This is a genomic window from Francisella philomiragia (assembly GCF_018135955.1).
In the GTDB taxonomy this organism is placed as follows: Bacteria; Pseudomonadota; Gammaproteobacteria; order Francisellales; family Francisellaceae; genus Francisella; species Francisella philomiragia.
This window is the reverse complement of the sequence record NZ_CP063138.1, coordinates 565824-588291: the sequence shown is the minus strand read 5'-3', so window position 1 is coordinate 588291 and position 22468 is coordinate 565824. Positions and strand designations below refer to the sequence as shown.

The following is a 22468-nucleotide window of genomic DNA, read 5'->3' as shown; positions in this document are numbered from 1 at the left end:
ATTTAGCTATTAGTTTTTACAGCCAGCTATTAGTTTTTGATAATTAACAATTTATGACAATATGTTATATTGTGTCGCAATCAATGACATACCAGCACCTTTAAAGAAAAATTAATTTTTATTTATGCAAATCATAATAAACATCAGGAAAAATATTTTTTTCTTGATTAGCTTTATTTCATAAGCATAAAATTAATTTGTAAGCAATACACTTACGGTTATTAATATTTGTATAAGGAGAATTCCATTATGAAAAATAAACTTAAACTTACACCTACTATGGTTTGTGCTTTGATAGGTATAGGATCATTTTCAATAGCTAATGCTACTGATGCATGGTCTACTGCAAACCTAAAGTCATACGTTGCAGGCTCTCAAGTAACTGATGGTGGCAAAACATATAAATGCAAAGTCTGGCCAGCTTCTGGATGGTGCCAAATCGCTGCATATAAACCAAGTGGCACATATGGCTCTGATGCTTGGGATGTTATTGGTGATGATCCAACTCCAGCACCAGAACCTACACCAGAGCCAACTCCGGAGCCTACGCCTACACCAGATCCAGTAAATCCTGGTGACTCAGTACAACAGTGGGATGCAAATACTGTATACAATCCAAGCGATAAGTCTAAGCCTTCTCAAGCTATATATAATGGCAACTTATATACTGCTAAATGGTGGACCCGTGGTGAAAATCCTAGTCAATCTGGGCAATGGGGGGTTTGGAAAAATGAAGGCCCTGTTGCTGAGCAAGGTAAAGCAACTGTATCAATAGTATTACCGGCAAAACCTGACTTTATAGCTAATGATAAATTAGCGGATGTTCAAATCTTAAAAGATGGTCAAAAAATAGCAGAATCAACCAATGCTAAATGGGGCTCTACTACAAATCTAGAAGTTGTAGTTGGCGATAGTGCAGACTTAACTGTAAGTGTTCCAGCTATTGATGGAGCTACAGGTTCTGCTACACCAGCTTCATTTACTCTAGCTAAAGATGCTTCCAAAACAGTTAATATAGAATACACAGCTCCTAAGCCTGCTGAAGAAGGATCTATTAAAATAAACGCTACAGTAGAAGCAATAGGTAATCCTACAGCAACTTACACTCTCAAAGATACTAATGGAAATATTGTTAGTAGTGGTAATCTTACAATTAATAGTTCTACTACCTTAGATCATATTCCTTCATCTGAAAATGGTACTGCTTATACTCTAACTATAGGTAGTTTTACAACTAATGGTTACAACTATACTCCTAGCAAGACTTACGCTATAACTGTTACTAACTTTAATACTACAGCTGTTGATGTTACATTCTCTAAAAAACAAGTTCCTACTGAAACTATTTCCATAGCAGTAGAAGGTCTACCAAAAGATAAAACAACAACTCTTACATTAACTAATGAAAATGGTGATACTAAAGAGGTTGATGTTAAGAGCAACTCTTCAATTTCTATAGAAGTACCAAAAGATGGCAGTACTTGGAATATTGCAGTAGCTGCAATCGCTGGATTTAAACTTACTGTGACTCCAACATCTTTTACAGCTAATCAAGATACTCAGCAAATCTCACTAAAAATTACTGAAAATAGCTCATCAAGAGATGGCTGGCCTGATAGAGTAGTTGTTGGTTATGTTAAAGGCTACAACTCAAAATGGTATAGTCAACCAGATACTACAAATCAAATGATCTCAACAGCTCTTGACAGAGGCTACAATGTACTAGTATATGCTTTTATTGGTCAAGATACTGACGGTACAGTTTTCTTTGACAGCCCTTTTGAGGTAGATAACATGCAACTTAAATGGGAAGATAGCCTAATTGCCCAGCTGCCTACTCAAATGGAAACAATTCATCAAAAAGGTGGTATTGCTTTAATAGCTATTGGTGGAGGAGTCAACTTCTTCAGACCTGATATGAGTGGAGAAAAAGCAGTATCTGCTGGTAAAGCTATGGGTAAATTCATTGCAGAACACAACTTCGATGGTTTAGATATAGATGTTGAGCACCCTGTTGGATCAGCCAAAATAGATGCAAATTTCTTACGCTATATCGAAGCAACTAGAGCTGAGTACAAAAACATCACTGGTAAAGACATGTATCTAACAGCAGCTCCTCAAATACAAGGTTGGTATGGAAGCGGTCAATGGGCAAGTGGTAGCGCTAAGTTTGCTGAGCCTATGTATACTCAAAACTTTGTAAACAATGCTCACTTTGACGCTTTCTTTATACAAACATACAACCAGTATGGTGGTGCTAACTTCTCTGGACTTAAAGGACAAGATGTTGGCTTCTTAACCAAAACATTTGAGCTACTAAGCCCACAAACACGCGATAAAATGCCTGGCGTACCTGCTGATGCATTTTATATACCAGAAGAAACAAAAATAGTCTTAGGAGTACCAAACTTTAAAGATCCATCAGTATCTGAATCTGAATACAGAACAGGAACTTGTTTAGCGACAGCTAAATGCTCAGGTTCGGGATTATACAAACCTGCTGATATAACTAAAGACATTACTAACGGTGGTCTTGGTAACTATAGCCAATACGGCGGTGTAATGACTTGGATTGTAAACTCAGATGACTATCAAGGCTGGACTTGGGTTGATGGTGTCAAAGAAGTAGCTTATAACTAATCAATCACCACTTCACATTTCTATACATCAAACAATTACAATATACCTATCTAATACTCAAATTAAGTCTTAATTTAACCAACCATAATAATTAACTTAAATTAATTTTTAATTATTGAAAATTAATTTAAATATAAATATAATATGTGATGATTTTAAAAAACCACTTATAATTTGTATTATATTTTTAATTAATAAACCACAGGATTTCTTTATGAAAAATAAACTTAAATTATCTCCAGCTATGCTTTGTGCTTTAATGGGTATAAGCTCATTCTCAGTAGCTAATGCTACTGATGCATGGTCAGCATCTAAAGTCTCTTCTTATGTTGCTGGTACTCAAGTAACTGATAGTGGTAAAACATACCAATGTAAAGAGTGGCCTGCTTCTGGATGGTGCCAAAATGCTTCTTATAAACCAAGTGGAATATATGGCTCTGATGCTTGGGATGTTGTCGGTGATGGACCAACTCCAGATCCTAAACCTGAACCTGAACCTAAGCCAGAACCTAAGCCTGAGCCTAGCTCTTCTGATTGGAACTCTTCAAAATCATACAATAAAGGCGATATTGTTACTTATAACGGTGAAAAATATACTGCAAAATGGTGGACTCAAGGTGAAACCCCAAGTAAAGATTCTAAGTGGGGTCCTTGGGAATATAATGGTGAAGCATCCCAAGGTAAAGGAACTGTATCTATAGTTCTACCTGCTAAACCTGATTTTATCGCTAATGATAAATTAGCAGATGTTCAGATCCTAAAAGATGGTAAAATAATTGCTGAAGTTAATAATGCTAACTGGGGCTCAACTAAAAGTTTACAAGTTGAAGTTGGCGAAAAATCAAATCTGACTATTAACGTACCTGCAATTGATGGCGCTACTGGATCGGCAACACCTGCTTCATTCACTCTTGCTAAAAATGCATCTAAGACTGTTAGTATTGAATATAAATCTGCTTCTCCTGCTGAACAAGGTTCTATTACTATCAACCCTAAAGCTGATGTTAGCGATAGCCCTACAACTTCTTATACTCTTACAGATGCTAAAGGCAATACAATTGCTACAGGTGAACTACAAATCAATAAAGTAACTACTCTTGAAAAAATTCCAGCTTCTGAAAAAGGCGTAACTTACACTCTTACTGTCGGTAGTTTCAGTAGTAGTGGATTTAGCTTCACTGCTGATGATAAGTATTCTGTAACTGTATACAACTTCAATACTTCTAATATCGATGTCGCATTTACTAAAAAAGCCATCCCTACTGAAGATATCTACATAATGGTTGATCAACTTCCTGAAAATAAATCAACTAAATTGACGTTAACTAACAAAAGTGGGGAACATAAAAATATAACTATAGATTCTAACTCTACTTTATCTACTAACATACCTAAAGACAATAGTGTCTGGAATGTGACTATAGATAATATCCCTGGATATAAAGCAACTGTATCCCCTTCTTCTTTCTCAGCTAATAATAACGCTCAAAATATCAACGTTAGCTTTGAGCAACTAGCACCTATAGAGGATGGTAAAAAAGTTATTGGATACTGGGAGAACTGGAAACCTGGTTTAATAAGCGGTGATTATAAAGGTAGCGCTGAAGATGTAGCTCCATACACTCATGTTTTATACTCTTTCTTAACTTTAGATACAAATCCAAATGATGAAAATCCAGCTAATAAAGCGTGGAATAGTGGACACTTGAATGAAAGCATGGCTGGTGTAGATGTGCTATCTGTAATGGGCAATTATGAGAATCCATGGGATAATAATTCTAATTGGCAAAGAGTACGTATAGACTCTCTTATTAACTTAACTCATGCAAATAATGGCAAGTTTATATGGGCAATCGGAGGATGGTCTGACTTACAACAGACTATAAGCGATAGTCAGATTGATGCTTTTGTTGATCAAGTAGTTAAGTTATTAAAAATTGCTGGTGATGGAGTAGACTTTGACTGGGAACATCTAAGTCAATTAGCAAATGGTTCACCAAATCCTAACAAAGATCAGCAATTAGCTACTCTAGCTAAGACACTAAAAACTCTTAGAGAAAAGCTAGATGCTGAAGGCATGAGTGATAAACAAATAGGCTATACAACTAGATTTAATGCTTTCTTTGAAAGTAGTAAAGCCCATGGTTTTGCAACTGACTATAATTCAGATGGAGAAGGTATTGCTATTGATAAATGGCTTAAAGATAATGGTTCATCATTGGATAAAGTTGTCAATTGGGTAAATATTATGGCTTATGACGTTGGTCCTACTGAGATGCCAAATGGAAAAACTTGGACTGCTGATGTATACAAAGATGTACTATCTAGCTATGCTAATTATGTAGACCCTAGCTTAATTGTTCTTGGTTTTGAGCCAGGCGGTCAAGCTGCTAGTGGCGATTGGGAAGGTATGGACCTAGATAAAAATATGATTGATTATATAGCTAATAATGGCTTTGGCGGCTCAATGTTCTGGGCAATAAACCAAGTGGCTATGGGAACACACTCAATATATAACCAAGATATTGTAACAGGTGAAAACGTCCATGCCTTGGCTAACTATTCTCAAGAAATATTTGCTAAGAAATAAAGATCTATAATACAAATTTATCTCTCACTATCAACAATTAATTTATCTGAGATACTAGCTTCAATATTATTTAATCACAAGATAAATGTCAGATATTTCTTAAATCTTTTTCTTATTATTTTAACTTAAAGAATTATTGTTTTATTGTTGTAAATAAAAATTCTATCATTAAGAACTAAACTCAAGGCTGTTGATAAAACATTTTTTTCAACATCATGTCCTGCATCTCGCATATCTTGCCATGAGTAATTATGATCCACCCTAATTATATCCTGAGCTATAATTGGTCCTTCATCTAAATCATCTGTGACAAAATGACTAGTTGCACCAATTATTTTCACTCCTCTTTCATAAGCCTGTTTATAAGGATTAGCCCCAATAAATGCTGGTAAAAATGAATGATGAATATTAAGTAACTTACCTTGAAATTGCTCAACAAAATTTGGAGACAATATTCTCATATACTTTGCAAGTACAATTACATCATAATCATAAGTTTTTATGATATCTTGGACCTTTTCCTCATGCTCTTCTCGAGAAATCCCTTCATGAGAAACATACTCAAATGGGATATCAAACTTCTTTACCAGATTCTTAAGATTATCGTAGTTTGATATTACTGCGGTAATATTTGCATCTAGTTTTCCTTCTGCATGCTTTATGAGCAAATCCCCTAAGCAATGCATTTCTTTTGTAGCCAAGATAACTATATTCTTTTTGGAAGAATCTACTAGTTTAATCTCTGAATTAGCAGGCAAAGTACTCTTTACATCAACCAACATTTGCTCAATGTTTACTTCTCCAGAAAACTCAGTACGCATAAAAAATTTATTATGCTGTTTATCAACGAATTCAGAGTTTCTCTCAACATTGAGATTATTTTCATAGATAATTTTTGAAACTTTATAAACCAAGCCTTTTTGGTCATCTGTCTCAATCAATAATCGATACTTTTGCATCATATATTTTAAAAGAAATTAATAATAACCATAAACTATAATACATAATTATTATTTTAGTTAGATTTTTAATTATTTTTTTGATTTATTTAGTTCCAAATATCTTGTCGCCAGCATCTCCAAGACCTGGAATTATATATTTTTTCTCATTTAGATAACTATCTATAGATGCTGTGTATAACTCAACATCTGGATGAGCATTAGCTAATGCCTCTATACCTTCTGGAGCAGAAACTAGAGTAATTATTTTTATATCTTTTGAGCCTGCTTTTTTTAATAATGTAACAGTCTCAATCATAGATCCTCCAGTTGCCAACATTGGATCCACGATTAGTGCAACTCTCTCATCAAGCTTGTCACAAAGTTTAGCAAAATAAGCTACCGGTTTAGCAGTATTTTCATCACGGTACATACCAACCATACTAACTTTTGCAGCAGGGACATGCTCAAACACCCCATCCATCATACCAAGCCCAGCACGGAGTATAGGTACAACAGTCAACTTCTTACCTTTGATTTGATCAACTTCGATATTTTCGCCTTGCCAACCTAGAATTTCTGTTTTTTCAAGTTCAAACCTTGCTGTGACTTCATAAGTTAATAAGCTTGTTATTTCCTTAGTTAATCTTCTAAACTCTTGTGTACTTATTGCTAATGCGCGCATAAGACCAAGCTTGTGCTTAACCATGGGATGTTTGATTTCAACTACTTTCATAATTTTCTCGAGATAGACTAATTTGTTTAATTATAACAAAAGTTTATTAAATTAAGTGTTTTGAATTAGTTTATTACGAGCTTAAAAATAAATAACCTCCTTGCTGAATAGTCAGGAGGCATATTGAATAGGACAGAATATTATTTAGAAATTTTTAGACAAAAGATTATTACTGTTTTTGCCAAACACTACTATTTGATGGAGTATCTCCTTGAGTCCACCATTTAGCTTTGTATGTAGATCCTTGATAAGTTACTGTTTGACCTCCAGAGTAAGCAATGCCACTCTCCCAAGCACCACCAGCTACAACAGGTTTCTTCCAAGCACCACCATCAGAAGGCTTGTTACCTTGAGTCCACCATTGTGCTTCATAGCTTACACCATTATAAGTTACTTTATCGCCTTTATTATAGACTTTTGTAGCATCCCAAGTACCTGAAGCTGATGAGTTATCATTCTCATTTCCTTGGTTTGTATCAGTATTACCTTGATCTGTGTTTCCTTGATCGTTACCCTGATCTGCGTCATCACCTTGATTATTATCTTGGTTATCAGTCTGACCAGAAACTGTACGCCATACGCCCCACTGACCAGTTTGAGTAGGGTTCTCGCCTTGAGTCCACCATTGTGCCTCATACGTTACACCATTTACAACTACTCTATCGCCTTTGTTGTATACACCATCAGCTTTCCAAGTACTTGCTGTTTGATCACCAGCATTTTGATCTTCATTATCATTTTGGTTTTGGTTTTGATCTTCATTATTATTTTGATCATCATTCTGATCTTGATTTTGATCATCAGCTGGTTCTGCACCTACAGTTTCAAAAGTCAAACTATCTTCTCTAGATGTAGCAGATGTACTTGCAACAACTTCAACAGTGTATCTAGTACCTTTCTCTAAATTAGTTAATACATAGTTTAAAGCAGTAATATTCTCAGCAATCACATTACCATTTACTATCACTTTATAACTAATAGAACCATCTAGTTCTGGTTTGTTCCAAGATACTGTAGCAGAATTTTCAGTAACATCTGTTACAGATACATTAATTGTGTCAGATGCATATACTTTAGCAACAGCATTTATCAATGATTTGTTAGGATCTGTAGAATCATTATCTGCTTGCCAGAACATAGTACCACCAAGATTCCTACTCTTAGTATACTTAGTCTTCTCACCTACAGACCAAACATCATCATAAGTTATAAATGATTTAGTTGATGGACTATATGCCCAAGGCTGCATTGCGACCTTACCATATTTGTTAAATACATCGACATTATGGCTAATATCATAGTACTTAAGATTAGCCAAACCACTAACAGGCTTAGCTGTACCACAACCAGTAACTGGATCATTTACAGGGTTAACTAAACATTTATAGTCAAATACACCTGCTTCGTAATCACCTATACCAGGTGCTGTAATAGTTTGGAAAAGACCTCCATCAACATCACTATCTACAGTCATCGATCTAGCATATAATGGCAAGCCAACAATTAATTTCTTAGCCGGTACACCTGCTGCAATATATGCATCTACTGCACCTTTAATTGACCAGCCTCCTTCTTTACCTATAGCTTGAACTAAGGTAACGCCATCTTTACCAATATCAGTAACATTATCTTGAGCATCAACAGGAGAAGCTCCAGCTGAGTATACTCTATTACTGTATGGAGTATTGCTAGGGAAGTCAGTTGATGCTTGGAAGTATGCAGGGAAACCTGTACCCCAACCACCTTGATAGTCATAACTCATAATGTTAATTTCATCCATCAATTCACCAGTTTGCTTCCAGAAATCTGATACGCTATTTGGATTACTCGGATTTTCCATTGCCTCGATACGACTTCTAGCACCATTCACAGCTATAGCAAGGTAGTATTTCTTACCATCTGCTTTACCAGCCTTATCTAACTCTGTACGCAATACTTTGAAGAAAGCTAACATCTTCTTAGCTGGTGCCACATCATTACCATAATCTGACCACCACTCCCAGTCGATATCAATACCATTGAAACCAAGCTTACGCATAAGCTCAATTGATTGATCTGCAAAATTTTGCATACTTTGTGGATTTGAAGCTAGCTTTTCAAACATTGGAGCTGTTGTAATTCCATTATTAGTCCAACCACCAAATGATAAAAATGATTTTAAATATGGATATTTTTTAGCTGCTCTAGCTGCTGCAGATAAACCCCAAGAGTCTGCTGAGGCATCTAATGTTTTGATATTACCAGTATTTTTATCAAACCCTATAAACGCATAAATTATAGTGTTTAACTTATCGTATTTGAAATCATACGGGTTATATTTACGACCCCAGACAGCCCACTGTGCGTAATATGCAGCATTTGTATATCCTGGTGTTGGATCTTCACAAACATTATTTTCGCACGGTCTTTGAATATCTAGATCTTTACCATCTACTTTTAGACTACTTACGATAGGAACTACTACTCCCGGTAATACAACTGCATTACCAGAGTCTGTACCCATAATGTCACATGACTGACTAAAGTTAAATGATGCAGTATCATCTTTTAATGTCATTTTTGTTACAAAATCACCATTGGCATTCTGAGTAGTATCAAAATTAACATTATCAACAGTTGTACCAAAACAATTACCCCAACCTGCTTTAGGTTTAAAGTTACTTGTAAATTCAACTGTTTTACCAGATGCTACATTATTAATACTTAAAACAATTTTATTATTATAGTCCTTAAATGGTGCTTTGAAATCATAAGTTTTGACATCATTTACTGGAGCTGCTTCAGCTACTGCAAAAGAACCAACACCCATCAAAGCGCATACCATTGAAACTAATTTTGTTTTGTTCATGAATTTCTCCTTATACAAAGATTAATAACCGTAAGCATATTGCTTACAAATTAATTTTATGCTTACAAAATAAAGCAAATCAAGCAAATTTTTTTAAAAAACCTGTTTATTATGATTTGCATAAATAAATATTAATTTTTCTTTAAAGACCCTGCTGAATTTTTATTGAGACACAATATAACATATAGCCAAAAATAAATAATTATCAAAAACTAATAGCTCACAGCAAAAACTAATAGCCAAATCTACAACAACATAATTAACTTTACAGTCGACACCTATAATATAGAGCAAATAAAATATTAATTTTTTAAACAGCTTTATTTCATTAAATCTACAACTTATGAGCTAGCAGAATATTTACCAAGCAAAAATAATATTCATTATTAATATAATTTGATATCAAATTGTTTTAAAAAGTATCTTTATTAGCTAATATTCTAAAGTCAAATATAATATAAACTCTATTTTTGAGAGGAGCTCAAATATGAATAATAATTTCTATGCTAATGTTGAGAACAAAATACAAGAAATAAAAGAAGCTGGTACATACAAAAGCGAAAGAATAATAGCAACCCCACAAGAACCTGTCATTAATCTAGAAAATGGTGAAACACTAATTAACTTCTGTGCAAACAACTATCTTGGCTTTGCAAATAATCCAGAAATAGTTTCTTATGCAAAAAACCATATTGAAGAATGTGGTTATGGTATGGCATCAGTTAGGTTTATCTGTGGTACAAACTCTGTGCATAAGCAACTAGAAAAAGAACTAAGTGAGTTCTTTGAGTTTGAAGATACAATCCTATATCCATCATGTTTTGATGCCAATGCGGGGCTTTTTGAGACACTTCTTACAAAAGAAGATGCTATTATAAGTGATTCTCTTAATCATGCTAGTATTATTGATGGTGTTAGATTGTGCAAGGCGATGCGTTTTAGATATAACAATAATGATATGCAAGACCTTGAAGCAAAACTTATAGAGGCTGATCAATCTGGAGCAAGATTTAAAATGATTGCTACAGATGGCGTCTTCTCAATGGATGGTATTATTGCTGATCTAAAATCGATCTGTGACTTAGCTGATAAATATAATGCTATTGTTATGGTTGATGATTCTCACGCTTCAGGGTTTGTAGGTAAAAATGGTAAAGGTTCAATTGAGCATTGTGATGTTATGGGTAGAGTTGATATCCTAACTGGTACTCTAGGCAAAGGATTAGGTGGCGCTTCAGGTGGATACATTTGCGCTAAAAAAGAAGTAGTAGATTTACTTAAAAACCTTTCTAGACCATATCTTTTCTCAAATGCTTTAGCACCTATAATAGCTAAAACATCTATTAAAGCTTTAGAGATAACTAAAAATTCAAATGAGTTAAGAGAGCAATTACAGGCAAATCAACAGAGATTTAGATCAAAAATGACTGCCGCAGGTTTTGATTTAATACCAGGAGAACACCCTATTATTCCTGTCATGATATACGATGAGAAAAAAGCAGCTGAATTTGCTGATAAGCTGCTAGATTATGGCATATATGTAATCGCTTTTTCATATCCAGTGGTACCTAAGGGTAAAGCCAGAATTAGAACACAAATGTCTGCTGCTCATACTTTTGAGCAAATTGACAAAGCTGTTGATGGCTTTACAAAAGCTGCTAAAGAATTAGGTATTATATAGTTAATAGGAATCAAACTATGAAAGCACTTGCTAAATTAAAAAAAGAACCTGGTATTTGGATGATTGATGATGCTCCTATGCCAGAATATGGCTACAATGATGTTTTGATTAAAATTAAAAAAACAGCAATTTGTGGCACTGATTTACATATTTATAATTGGGATAAATGGTCTCAAGCTACCATACCTGTACCAATGATTACCGGACATGAGTTTGCTGGCGAAGTTGTAGCCAAGGGAAATGGTGTCACAAGTGTAGATGTTGGCGATAGAGTATCTGGTGAAGGTCATCTTGTATGTGGACAATGTCGTAATTGTAGAGCAGGTAAACGCCATCTTTGTAGAAAAACCATAGGAATAGGTGTAAATGTACAGGGAGCTTTTGCTGAATATTTAGTAATGCCAGCTGTCAATGTTTTTAAGATCCCTGATTCTATAAGTGATGATATAGCTAGTACATTCGATCCTATGGGTAATGCTATTCATACAGCACTTTCATTTAACCTAACTGGTGAGGATGTGCTTATAACTGGAGCTGGTCCTATTGGACTTATGGCAGTCAAGATAGCAAGATTCTGCGGTGCTCGTAGAATAGTTATCACGGATATTAATGAATATCGTCTACAGATGGCTAGAGACTTCGGAGCTACTGTTGCAGTAAATGTATCAGAGTTTCAAAATCAACAACAATTAACCGCAAAAATGCGTAAAGTTATGTCAGAAATTGGCATGACAGAAGGGTTTGATGTAGGTCTAGAAATGTCTGGGATTAACTCAGCAATATCTATGATGCTTGATGTTATGAATCATGGTGGCAAGCTGTCACTTTTGGGCATATCAGCTGGTGATATCTCTGTTGACTGGGGAGCTATATTGTTCAAAGGTCTTACTCTTAAAGGTATTTATGGCAGAGAAATGTTTGAAACATGGTATCTGATGACTAGTATGCTTCAAGCAGGCATGGATATGGAACCAATCATCACACACAGACTTCATATTGATGATTATCAAAAAGGATTTGAAATAATGAAAAGTGGTCAATGTGGTAAAGTGATATTGGATTGGAGTAGGTAAGTGGAAAATTCAAATCACACAAAGACAACTAAAGTTGATATACAGTGGATTTTTACACTATTTGGTACTGCTATTGGAGCAGGACTATTATATCTTCCTGTTCAAGCTGGGCATAGTGGATTATGGGCTTTAGTAACAGTTCTTATTTTTGCGCTACCATTGACATATTATTCACATAAGAATATGGCGAATATAGTTTTATATACAGATAATGGTGGCATCACAGATGTTTTCACACATAATCTTGGTAAGTTATTTGGGCTAATTTGTGTAGTACTCTATTTTTTTGCTATATTTTTAAATATGCCGATGTACTCAATTGGTTTAAATAATGAACTAAGTAACTTCTTATTAAACTATCATATTGTCAACACAAATCTTTCGACTAATATATGGTTTAGCTTTAGTATTCTTGCTGGACTATTAGTTATTGTTTCTTTAGGGATCAATTTAATCCTTAAATTTATGCAACTAATAGTAATATTTCTAATAATATTAGTAATTACACTGTCACTATATATAATTCCATATTGGAACTTTGAGTTTATAACTGATAGTCATTTTGACACTATTGGTTATATTACTGGTGTATTAATGGTCTTGCCAATTTTGATATTATCGATGAATCATTCACCGGTTATTTCTAGTCTAGTAATATTCTATCGTGATTATGTAAAAGTAGAACGCTCGCAAGAGAAGTACAAAGTATATAAAATACTTCAGATTAATGCATTGATTCTTTTTATATTTGTACTATTATTTGTAACATCTTGCTTACTCAGCACTACAATACATGACCTTGATAGAGCGAATATAAATAACCTCTCAATAGTAACTCTAATACAAGAACAACATCCGGGGACATTACTAAACATTCTAGCTCCTATGATAGTTTTTACAGCTATTATAAGCTCATTTATCGGTTGCTATATTGGCTCTAAAGAAGCATTAAAATATTTATTCAAATACTTTTTTAGAAATATCTATAAGATCAATATCACAGATATAGTCATAAATAGAATTTGTGTCAGTCTAATATTTATAATCTTATGGATATGTACAATCTGCAACTTCAAAATACTTAACATTATAGGAATATTAGTCGCTCCTACCGTAGCTTTCTTATTGTATGTATTACCCGTGATAATAATCTACAAAAACATACAATACAAAAACTACAGACGTGTAGTACTTGATTGTATTTTATTTATAATGGGATTAGTGATAATATTTGGATATGTGATAGGCTTACTACTAAAATAGATAACTAGCTAATCTGCCAGTTAGCAAACTCTAAATCATCTTGTGTAGTGATCTTAATATTCTTCCTAGAACCTTCAACGACTATTGGGTTTATACCATACAGCTCCAAAGCCGATGCTTCGTCTGTTATTTTATCTATGAGATTATTTGTATAACAAAAATCAAATGCTGTTTCTAACTGCCCAAGTCTTGATAGTTGTGGAGTCTGTGCAAGCCAAATATCTTGTCGATCAATAGTCTTAGTTACAATCATCTTTATCGCTACCTTTTTAACCGTCTCAAATGCTCTAATAGCCAAGATACCAGCTTGAGTATGAGATTTTTGAGTTTGATTATAAAGAGCTATAACATCTTCTATATTTACACAAGGTCTAGCTGCATCATGTACAAATATCCAATCATCACTTTTACGATCATTGATAGTTTTAAGTGATTTATAAACGCTATTAAACCTTGTGGCTCCACCTATACAGGATTGTACTTTTGGATGATTATAATACTCAGAATTACTCCAAAGATTATCATTATCACTAACAGCTACAATTACTTTATCAAAAAAGGAATCTTTGACAAACTTTTCTAAAGTATTATCAAGTATAGTCTTACCATTAATGAGTTTGTAATATTGCTTAGGAATATCTAATCCCATTCTTGAGCCTATCCCAGCAGCTGGAATTATTACATATTTATTTGACACTATAAAAAACCTCTCCCTGCTTTATGAAGCCCATATTTTCACGAGCCAAACTCTCAAGCACTTCGCTATTTTTACGCAGTGAAACTACTTCGGAATACAGTTGAGCATTGGTCTGAGATTTATGCTTAATTTCTTTTGTTTGAGTAGCAATTGATTTTTTTAGAGTCTCATAATTTAACAATCCTGTATTACTGAACCAAAGCTGATATTGTAACAAGATAATTAGTAACAAAACTGCTGAAATAAAAATATAAAAAAAAGAATTAGATTTAATATCCATGAAACTATTATTCTTCTACTTGCACTACAACTTTTTCAGTTTCACTTTCTTCAACAATAATCTCTTGGACTTCATTATCAGCTTCTTCTGAGCTAAATACAAATGCTTTGATACCTGGATAGATAGCATTTTCACCTAACTCTTCTTCTATTCTAATTAGCTGGTTATATTTTGCTATACGATCAGCTCTTGATAATGAACCTGTTTTGATTTGTCCTGAGCATGTTGCTACTGCTAAATCAGCAATGATAGTATCAGAGGTTTCGCCTGAACGATGTGATACTACACATGTATAGCCTGCTTGACCAGCCATAGCCATTGCTTCGAAAGTCTCTGTTAGAGTACCGATCTGATTAAGCTTAATCAAAATTGAATTAGCGACGCCTTTTTCGATACCTTCAGCAAGGATTTTTGGATTAGTTACGAATAAATCATCCCCAACTAACTGGACTTTCTTACCTAATCTTTCAGTCATTAACTTCCAACCATTCCAATCTTGCTCAGCCATACCATCTTCGATTGATACAATTGGATATTTTTCAACCCACTTAGCAAAGTACTCTACCATCTCTTCAGAAGTTAGTGACTTGCCTTCAGAGGCTAATTCATATTTGCCATCTTTATAGTATTCACTACTAGCAGGATCTAATGCTATAAACACATGCTTACCAGGCTCGTATCCAGCTTCTTTAACTGCTTTAAGAATTGCTTCAATAGCAGACTCATTTGATGGAAGATCTGGAGCATAACCACCCTCATCACCAACACCAGCTACACTATAACCATCAGCAATTAGAACTTTTTTAAGTGTATGGAAAACTTCAGATCCACATCTTAGAGCTTCTGAAAAAGTATCAAACCCTGCTGGAACGATCATGAACTCCTGCATATCCACATTATTATCAGCATGTGATCCACCATTGATCACATTCATCATTGGCACAGGCATTAAATATTCTTTAACATCCATCAGATAACGGTAGAAAGGCTTTCTCAAATGAGATGCTGCCGCTCTAGCTGTTGCTAATGAAACACCTAAAATAGCATTTGCGCCAAGATTACCTTTATTCTCTGAACCATCAAGTTCTATCATAGTCTTGTCAATTAATCTTTGATCAAGAGCATCTAAACCTTTAACTGCTTGAGCAATTTTAGTATTAACATTCTCAACTGCTTTATAGACACTTTTACCCAAGAAAAGAGACTTATTACCATCTCTTAACTCTAATGCTTCTCTAATACCAGTAGAAGCTCCTGAAGGAACAGCAGCACGACCAAAAGCTCCACTTTCTAAAATTACATCTACTTCAACAGTAGGATTACCACGTGAATCTAATATTTGTCTAGCAAAAACTTGCTTGATTTGTGATGACATAACTATAATCTCCTTTAGATAAATTAAGTCTTGTTATGAATTTTAAAAACCTTATCAATTATAAGCTAGCGATGTATGCTTTGCAATTTAATATACTTAGATTATTTCTCCGAAACTATCTCTTGCGCTTCGCTAAAATTAAGACTCTCTGGTGTTGCTATGGTGAATGAAGAAGTATCAACTGCTGATTTTCTAACAAAAATCCTATACGTTGAGTACACACATAAAATAGCACTAAGTATCGCTGTTATAATAAAAAATCCAAATGGACCAAATACTGACATAACACTGGATATTATAACAGGACTAACAACTGATCCTATTCCATAAGCAATTGTCAAAACCCCTATGGCCCCAAGCACTTCATTTTCCTCTAAAAAGTCACTAGCGTGAGATATAGATAAGGGATATATCACAAAAGCACAACCACCAAATACAAATATAACTACTCCAAATATCAAATAAGAAGTATGAAAAATAGCAATAAGCAATGATGCAATAAGTATACCTGCTCCAGCTAACAATATTACCTTTCTCCTATCGATAAGATCTGAGATTTTTCCGATAGGTACTTGTAATAACATTCCTCCAAGAATAGTTGTCATCATTAGCACAGAGACCATATCATGTTGAATGTTTACCCTGACCATAAATATTGGTAATAAAGTATATATAGAACCCAAAAGAGATCCGCCTATCACACTAGCGGCCATTGCAAGAGGCACCTTTTTAATAATCCTTAATGGTGAACAAACCCCCTCAGAATGCGGTACTGGAGCTACTGTTTTTGTAAATGCCATCAAAACAATTGCAACACTACAAAGTGATGATATAAAACAATATGCCAGTAATCCATTGCTAAAATGAACATTAATCATTAACTGTGATAATGCTTGTGTTCCATAGTAAACAAATAGATATATCGAAAATACTAAGCCACGATTTTTTCTCTCTGCAGATAAGATACACCAACTTTCTATGACAATAAATAACGCGGCAAGAGAGTACCCACAAACAAATCTAAAAAAGACCCAAACTGGTACACTTTTGTTGACACCTACTATCAAAGTACTAATTGCCATAAGAGATGCGAACAAAACAAAAGCTCGAATATATCCTACTCTGACTATAGTAAATTGCGAAAAATAAGATCCCGCTGTCATCCCAAAAAAATAGGCCGCTGATATTATACCTATCATTAAGTTAGAACGACCAAGACTATTTAGCTCTATTGATGAGTATGTTGTGAAATAACCATTACCAAATGATAGTACACACATTGCAATTATAGGAGTAATAATAAGAAATAGAGTTTGTCTAACAGTCACTGTTCTACCCTCCATAAGATATATAATCAATACTGCAAATTATATAGAAATGGACCAAGTAAGTTAAGCTAATTATAGGAAAGTTTTTTAAGAGCTTTTTTATATGTCTTTTTTTAGCTTTAGCCAGTTTATATATCCATATATTGCATTAAATAAATATATCAACCACATTGCCAAAAATGCAATACCATCACTTGAGCCAGAAAAGTACTGTTGTAGCCATATAACTGTTGAAAGTGTATTAATAACTATCCACAATACCCATTGTTCAATATATGCTTTAACCATCAAGATAATTGCCACAACAGATACTACTCCGGTTAATGAGTCGGCAACTAAACCTATTTGTTGATGAAAGTATCCTTTTAAAATAAAAAAACCATACAAAAATGCAGCAATCACAATTCCACTAATAAGATAAATTCTATATTTGTTAGATAGCGTTTTTGTAATAATATCACTATTTTCTGTTATATTCTGTGGCTTAGTCCAGGTATATAAACCATAAAATTGCATTGGAAAAAAGAAAAATGCAAAAAGCAGAAACTGTCCATAAATACCCTGAGTATAACAAATATACGCATAAGTAAGATTATTTACAAAAGCAAAAAAATAGTTAAGAATTTTTCCTTTAGCGACTAACAACAGATTTAGCATTCCTGTGACTGTAGCTATAACTGTGAGCACTAAATAATCATCCGTAGTCAAAATACTTATGACAGCTAGAATACTCACAGAAGCTATAAGCCAAACTATCTCAAAAATATTCCAATCATTAAAAATTTGCGTCAAACTTATATTTCTAAAGCCTTTAAAATAAGCAGACAATTGAGAAAAAAACTCACTTAGAACACAAGTCATATTAATATAATCCTAATTAGATTAACCAGCAACTAACTCCATAGCACCATAAATTCCTGCTTGATCCCCGAGCTTTGCAAGTTTAAATTGACACTCTGCATAAATATCAGCAAATGAATTTCTCATAGCAGCTCTTTTGATTTGTGGTAAATATTGTTCACCAATAGCTTCCATAACACCACCTCCTAATATTACCATCGAAGGATTTATCATATTTAAAGCACTACCTAATCCAGTACCTAAATACTCCATAGCCTCACTAAGTATATCCTTAGCAATCTCATCATTTGTTTCAAGTGCTTTTTTGATATGACTACTCTTTAGCTTACCATCATTTTCAGTTACTAATTCAATTAGTGTACTTTTAACTTTCTTTTTAGCTAAATTTTCAATTTTCTTTTCTATACCTACTTTACCAGCATATGCTTCTAAACAACCTTGAGAACCACATCCAGGACAGTAAGCCCCACCTTGTTTTATGATTGTATGTCCTAGCTCAGCCGCCAAGCCGCTATTACCACCATAGAGTTTGCCATTTAGAACTAATCCACCACCAATACCAGTACCTACAAAAGCACCAACTATATCATCATGGCCAATACCAGCTCCATATTTCGCTTCACCTAAAACACCAACGTTAACATCATTATCTATCTCAGATTTAACTTTGTATTTATCTTCAACGACTTCTTTGAGATTAACACCATTAAGGTTTATGTTAACACTTCGACGTACAACTGATGTTCTTTTATCTATAAGCCCTGCTACACCAATGCCTATACCCTCAAGCTTCTTATCCGAAGGAATTTCTGAGATTAGTTTATCAATAACTTTAAATAGCTGCCCTATGACGATATCAGTTTTTTCTTTGGCTTTTGATTTGACTTTTGCAGTAGTTATTAACTTTTTATTTTCATCAAATAATCCAGCGGCCATATTTGAACCGCCAATATCTACACCTATAAACATTACCAATTTCCTTCTAATCTATTAACTGCTATATCCATAGCACCATAAACACCTGAGTTGTCGCCTAATGTTGCGATCTTCAATTCACATGCCTCTAACATTGTCTTAAAAGCATACTTTGAACATGAATTATAAATAGTATTCAAATACTTATGTCCAATAGCTTCCATAACACCACCGCCCAACAATACCAATGATGGATTCAAAAGATTTATATAATTAGCTATAGCAATACCCAAATTTGTCATTGCCAGATTGACAATATCTTCTGCCACAGAATCTTTAGAATCTAGTGCTTTTTTCAAATGTGATCCCTTAAGCTTATTGTTATTTTCTAAAACCAAATCTATAAGTAAGCTTTTGACACCTTTTTTATGTAGGTTTAGAATCCTATTTTCCATACCTACTTTACCAGCATAAGTCTCAACACAGCCCTGTGAACCACAACTTTGGCAATAAGTGCCTTGGGTATTGATACTAACATGTCCTACAGCTCCGGCACCTCCGGTAACTCCATATAAAAACTGATTATTTATAACTAGACCACCGCCAATCCCTGTGCCTGCAAATATACCAACGATATTTTCATGACCTTGCCCAACTCCGTATTTCCATTCACCAATAACACCTACATTGACATCATTTTCAATAAATACCGGTACATTACCAAATTTTTGACTAACTTCTTTAGCTATGTTTATACCATTGAGATTGATATTTGCACTAAAATTTAAAATACCATTTTTTGAATCTACAAATCCAGCTATACCAATACCTATAGCCTTAATTTTGTCTCTTGTTGAGTCATCAAGTAACTTGTTAATAACTTTAAAAATTTGACCCAAAATTGTATCAGAGTCACTCTTGCCTTTTGATTTTACCTTGGCTGTCTTAAGTAGATTCTTATGTTCATCAAAAATTCCTGCTGAAATATTACTACCACCAATATCTAAACCTATAAACATGATTAAACCTTTTCAAAAACAGCTATTGATTCCACATGCATTGTATGAGGGAACATATCCATAACACCTGCACTAACTAGTTTATAACCTTTATGATTTACTAAAATGCCAGCATCTCTTGCCAAAGTAGCAGTATCACACGATACATAAACAATACGCTCAACATCAAATTTTTCAATATTGCTACAAACTTCTTGAGCCCCAGCTCTCGGCGGGTCCAAAAGCATTTTGTTATATTCAAAATTATTAAACCATTCTTTATCTTCAAAGCTTTCAAAAAGGTTAGCCGCATAAAACTTAACATTGCTAATATTATTATTAACTGCTGTCTCTTTAGCTCTGCTAACCATTGTCTGCTCTCCCTCAACACCAATTACAGTTTTTGCATACTGAGAAATTGGCAACGTAAAGTTTCCTAAACCACAAAACAAATCGATAATAGAATCATTTTCTGATATTTCTAAAAGATCAATAGCTCTTTTAATCATTTTTTTATTAATATCATTATTAACTTGAGTAAAATCATTGGGTTCAAACCCAATATTTATCCCAGCAACTGGCTGATAACTTAACTTTTTAGGCTCAACAGCTTCTAGTGGATATAGTCTAAAGATAGTATCAGGACCTTTTGATTGCAGATATATCCAATAACTATTTTCCAAACCAAAAGCTTTTAGCTTTTCAAGATCTTCATTTACAAACGGCTCAAGGTGGCGCACGATAAGTGCTGGTCTAGTATCATCAATTGCAATCTCTAATTGAGCTATGTGCTGATATATAGAGAGTGTCTCTATAAAAGAGGCAATTTGTGTTAGTTTCTCACCTACTAATGGATTTAATACTTTGCAGCTATCTATCTCTGCTAAAAATCTGCCATTACGTTCTCTGAATCCTACTAGAATTTTTTCTTTTTTATTAACATATCTAACACCTAAACGCGCTTTATTACGATACCCTTCGGTTTTAGTCGTACGTAATGGTTCTAGAATATTCTGAGGTTCGACTCCTTGACCAATATACTTAAGTTGATTAAGTAAGGTTTGTTGCTTATGTTCAATCTGTGCATCTGTAGACATATGTTGCAAGCTACAACCTCCACAGATTTCAAAATACTCGCAAGGTGGATTAACTCTATTAGGTGATTTTTTAATATATTCAACTACTTTTGCTTCATCAAACTTAGCCTTTGTAAATGTATACTCAAATTTGACTACTTCTCCAGGTAATGTAAATGGAATAAAAGTCGTTTTACCATTAACTTTTGCTATTCCTCTACCATCATGACTAAGTGCTATAATTTCAGCTTCAAAAATACCCTCTTGAGGTTTCTTATGTCTTCTAGATCTTCCCATAAAAAATTCTAACAAAATATATTACGACAATTGTATTTAATTAAATTTATAAATACAACCAAAGGATTTATTTCAGATTCATTGCTTTATCATCATATGCAGCAATATGTCCTGGAGCAAATTTATATACTCCAGCTTTTGAATGAGAAAAAATCATATCAATTTTACCACTATTTGATAATCCTGATATTTTCTGAGGATAAATAGCAAACTCAACTTTACCTAAAGATGATGATAAGAGCTTTATTTGTCCAGTAGTCGGCTTAGTATCTAAAGGCTTAGTTGGACCATATGCTCCACCAATATTTGCATAGACATCATACTTAATCCCTTCCTGTAGTTTTTCAGGTACAAATATAAACATATTAGAGCCCTTCATAGTTTCTGCACCAAATCCAGCTGCAAACCATCCACTACCATCTTTTTGCCAGTCACTATTCTTGCTAATATCTACACTTAAAACTGCACAAATATGATCTTCATATTGTGCATATTCAAAAGCCATATCTCTCATATTAATAGTTTGATATTTCAAGTCAGCTGGACATACCGAAGTATCTGTATCATCTGCGTAAGATAATGAACAAACACTCAAAGATAAAAATAACGAACTTAATAATACTTTCTTCATAAAATCTCCTAACAAAGCTTCTAGAAAGATTTTAACATATAAAAGTAGAATATTCTTAATGATAAATTATATTATTAGATATAAAAAAAGCGACTAGAGTCGCTTTTTGAATCGTGGTGGGTGCTGAGGGGTTCGAACCCCCGACCCTCGCCTTGTAAGGGCGATGCTCTCCCAGCTGAGCTAAGCACCCGATAAATCAAAATTATACAGCTTTGTGAAAACAAGTCAAGCTTTTTATAAA

The 22468-nt window shown here is 34.0% G+C and carries 17 protein-coding genes and 1 tRNA gene; 5 read left to right on the top strand and 13 right to left on the bottom strand.

Annotated elements, in window-relative coordinates; translation table 11 throughout:
* Positions 1-249 precede the first annotated feature (249 nt).
* Together IMS64_RS02855 and IMS64_RS02850 are read left to right on the top strand one after the other, a co-directional pair.
* The gene (locus IMS64_RS02855; RefSeq protein ID WP_211490845.1) at positions 250-2640 is read left to right on the top strand and encodes a glycosyl hydrolase family 18 protein; all 2391 of its coding nucleotides are present in this window, start codon (positions 250-252) and stop codon (positions 2638-2640) included.
* A 214-nt stretch (positions 2641-2854) separates the two neighbouring features.
* Complete coding sequence (locus IMS64_RS02850) at positions 2855-5230, top strand: carbohydrate-binding protein (RefSeq protein ID WP_211490844.1); 2376 nt, start codon at positions 2855-2857, stop codon at positions 5228-5230.
* 125 nt (positions 5231-5355) lie between these two features.
* Here the strand turns inward: IMS64_RS02850 and purU are convergent, their stop codons facing one another.
* From purU to IMS64_RS02835, 3 genes are all read right to left on the bottom strand, one after another.
* Positions 5356-6189, bottom strand: a complete 834-nt coding sequence (gene purU / locus IMS64_RS02845; RefSeq protein ID WP_211491080.1) for a formyltetrahydrofolate deformylase — start codon at positions 6187-6189, stop codon at positions 5356-5358.
* Positions 6190-6274: 85 nt separating this feature from the next.
* Positions 6275-6904: a uracil phosphoribosyltransferase gene (gene upp, locus IMS64_RS02840; protein WP_211490843.1), complete on the bottom strand. Its 630-nt coding sequence runs from the start codon at positions 6902-6904 to the stop codon at positions 6275-6277.
* A 169-nt stretch (positions 6905-7073) separates the two neighbouring features.
* On the bottom strand, positions 7074-9752 hold the full coding sequence (locus IMS64_RS02835) for a glycosyl hydrolase family 18 protein (RefSeq protein WP_211490842.1): 2679 nt from the start codon (positions 9750-9752) through the stop codon (positions 7074-7076).
* Between the two features lie 487 nt (positions 9753-10239).
* On the opposite strand from IMS64_RS02835, the gene IMS64_RS02830 reads away from it, so the two are divergent.
* Genes IMS64_RS02830 through IMS64_RS02820 form a run of 3 tightly spaced genes read left to right on the top strand, consistent with a single transcriptional unit; the run spans position 10240 to position 13769 of the window.
* Positions 10240-11433: a glycine C-acetyltransferase gene (locus IMS64_RS02830; RefSeq protein ID WP_211490841.1), complete on the top strand. Its 1194-nt coding sequence runs from the start codon at positions 10240-10242 to the stop codon at positions 11431-11433.
* A 17-nt stretch (positions 11434-11450) separates the two neighbouring features.
* Positions 11451-12506, top strand: a complete 1056-nt coding sequence (gene tdh / locus IMS64_RS02825; RefSeq protein ID WP_088821020.1) for an L-threonine 3-dehydrogenase — start codon at positions 11451-11453, stop codon at positions 12504-12506.
* Positions 12507-13769 (top strand): amino acid permease, encoded by a 1263-nt coding sequence (locus IMS64_RS02820; RefSeq protein ID WP_004288115.1) that lies wholly within the window; start codon positions 12507-12509, stop codon positions 13767-13769. It begins immediately after the preceding gene.
* Between the two features lie 4 nt (positions 13770-13773).
* On the opposite strand, the gene ispD is transcribed toward IMS64_RS02820, so the two are convergent.
* The 10 genes from ispD to IMS64_RS02770 all read right to left on the bottom strand — a co-directional run bounded on the left by ispD (position 13774) and on the right by IMS64_RS02770 (position 22417).
* Complete coding sequence (ispD, locus tag IMS64_RS02815; RefSeq protein ID WP_211490840.1) at positions 13774-14466, bottom strand: 2-C-methyl-D-erythritol 4-phosphate cytidylyltransferase; 693 nt, start codon at positions 14464-14466, stop codon at positions 13774-13776.
* Positions 14456-14746, bottom strand: coding sequence for an FtsB family cell division protein (locus IMS64_RS02810; protein WP_088821018.1), 291 nt, complete (start codon positions 14744-14746; stop codon positions 14456-14458). The genes ispD and IMS64_RS02810 overlap by 11 nt, the downstream gene beginning before the upstream one ends.
* 7 nt (positions 14747-14753) lie before the next feature.
* On the bottom strand, positions 14754-16121 hold the full coding sequence (eno, locus tag IMS64_RS02805) for a phosphopyruvate hydratase (protein ID WP_004288118.1): 1368 nt from the start codon (positions 16119-16121) through the stop codon (positions 14754-14756).
* Between the two features lie 101 nt (positions 16122-16222).
* The gene (locus IMS64_RS02800) at positions 16223-17464 is read right to left on the bottom strand and encodes an MFS transporter (RefSeq protein WP_004288119.1); all 1242 of its coding nucleotides are present in this window, start codon (positions 17462-17464) and stop codon (positions 16223-16225) included.
* 84 nt (positions 17465-17548) lie between these two features.
* Positions 17549-18310, bottom strand: a complete 762-nt coding sequence (gene pnuC, locus IMS64_RS02795; RefSeq protein WP_234362488.1) for a nicotinamide riboside transporter PnuC — start codon at positions 18308-18310, stop codon at positions 17549-17551.
* Positions 18311-18331: 21 nt separating this feature from the next.
* On the bottom strand, positions 18332-19279 hold the full coding sequence (locus IMS64_RS02790; RefSeq protein ID WP_004288121.1) for an ROK family protein: 948 nt from the start codon (positions 19277-19279) through the stop codon (positions 18332-18334).
* The gene (locus IMS64_RS02785; RefSeq protein WP_088821017.1) at positions 19279-20244 is read right to left on the bottom strand and encodes an ROK family protein; all 966 of its coding nucleotides are present in this window, start codon (positions 20242-20244) and stop codon (positions 19279-19281) included. The genes IMS64_RS02790 and IMS64_RS02785 overlap by 1 nt, the downstream gene beginning before the upstream one ends.
* Before the next feature lie 2 nt (positions 20245-20246).
* Entirely contained in the window at positions 20247-21596 is a 1350-nt protein-coding gene (rlmD, locus tag IMS64_RS02780) for a 23S rRNA (uracil(1939)-C(5))-methyltransferase RlmD (protein ID WP_211490839.1), read from the bottom strand.
* Positions 21597-21663: 67 nt separating this feature from the next.
* Positions 21664-22227 (bottom strand): hypothetical protein, encoded by a 564-nt coding sequence (locus tag IMS64_RS02775; RefSeq protein WP_012279743.1) that lies wholly within the window; start codon positions 22225-22227, stop codon positions 21664-21666.
* Positions 22228-22341: 114 nt separating this feature from the next.
* A tRNA-Val gene (locus IMS64_RS02770) sits at positions 22342-22417 on the bottom strand.
* Between the last annotated feature and the right edge of the window lie 51 nt (positions 22418-22468).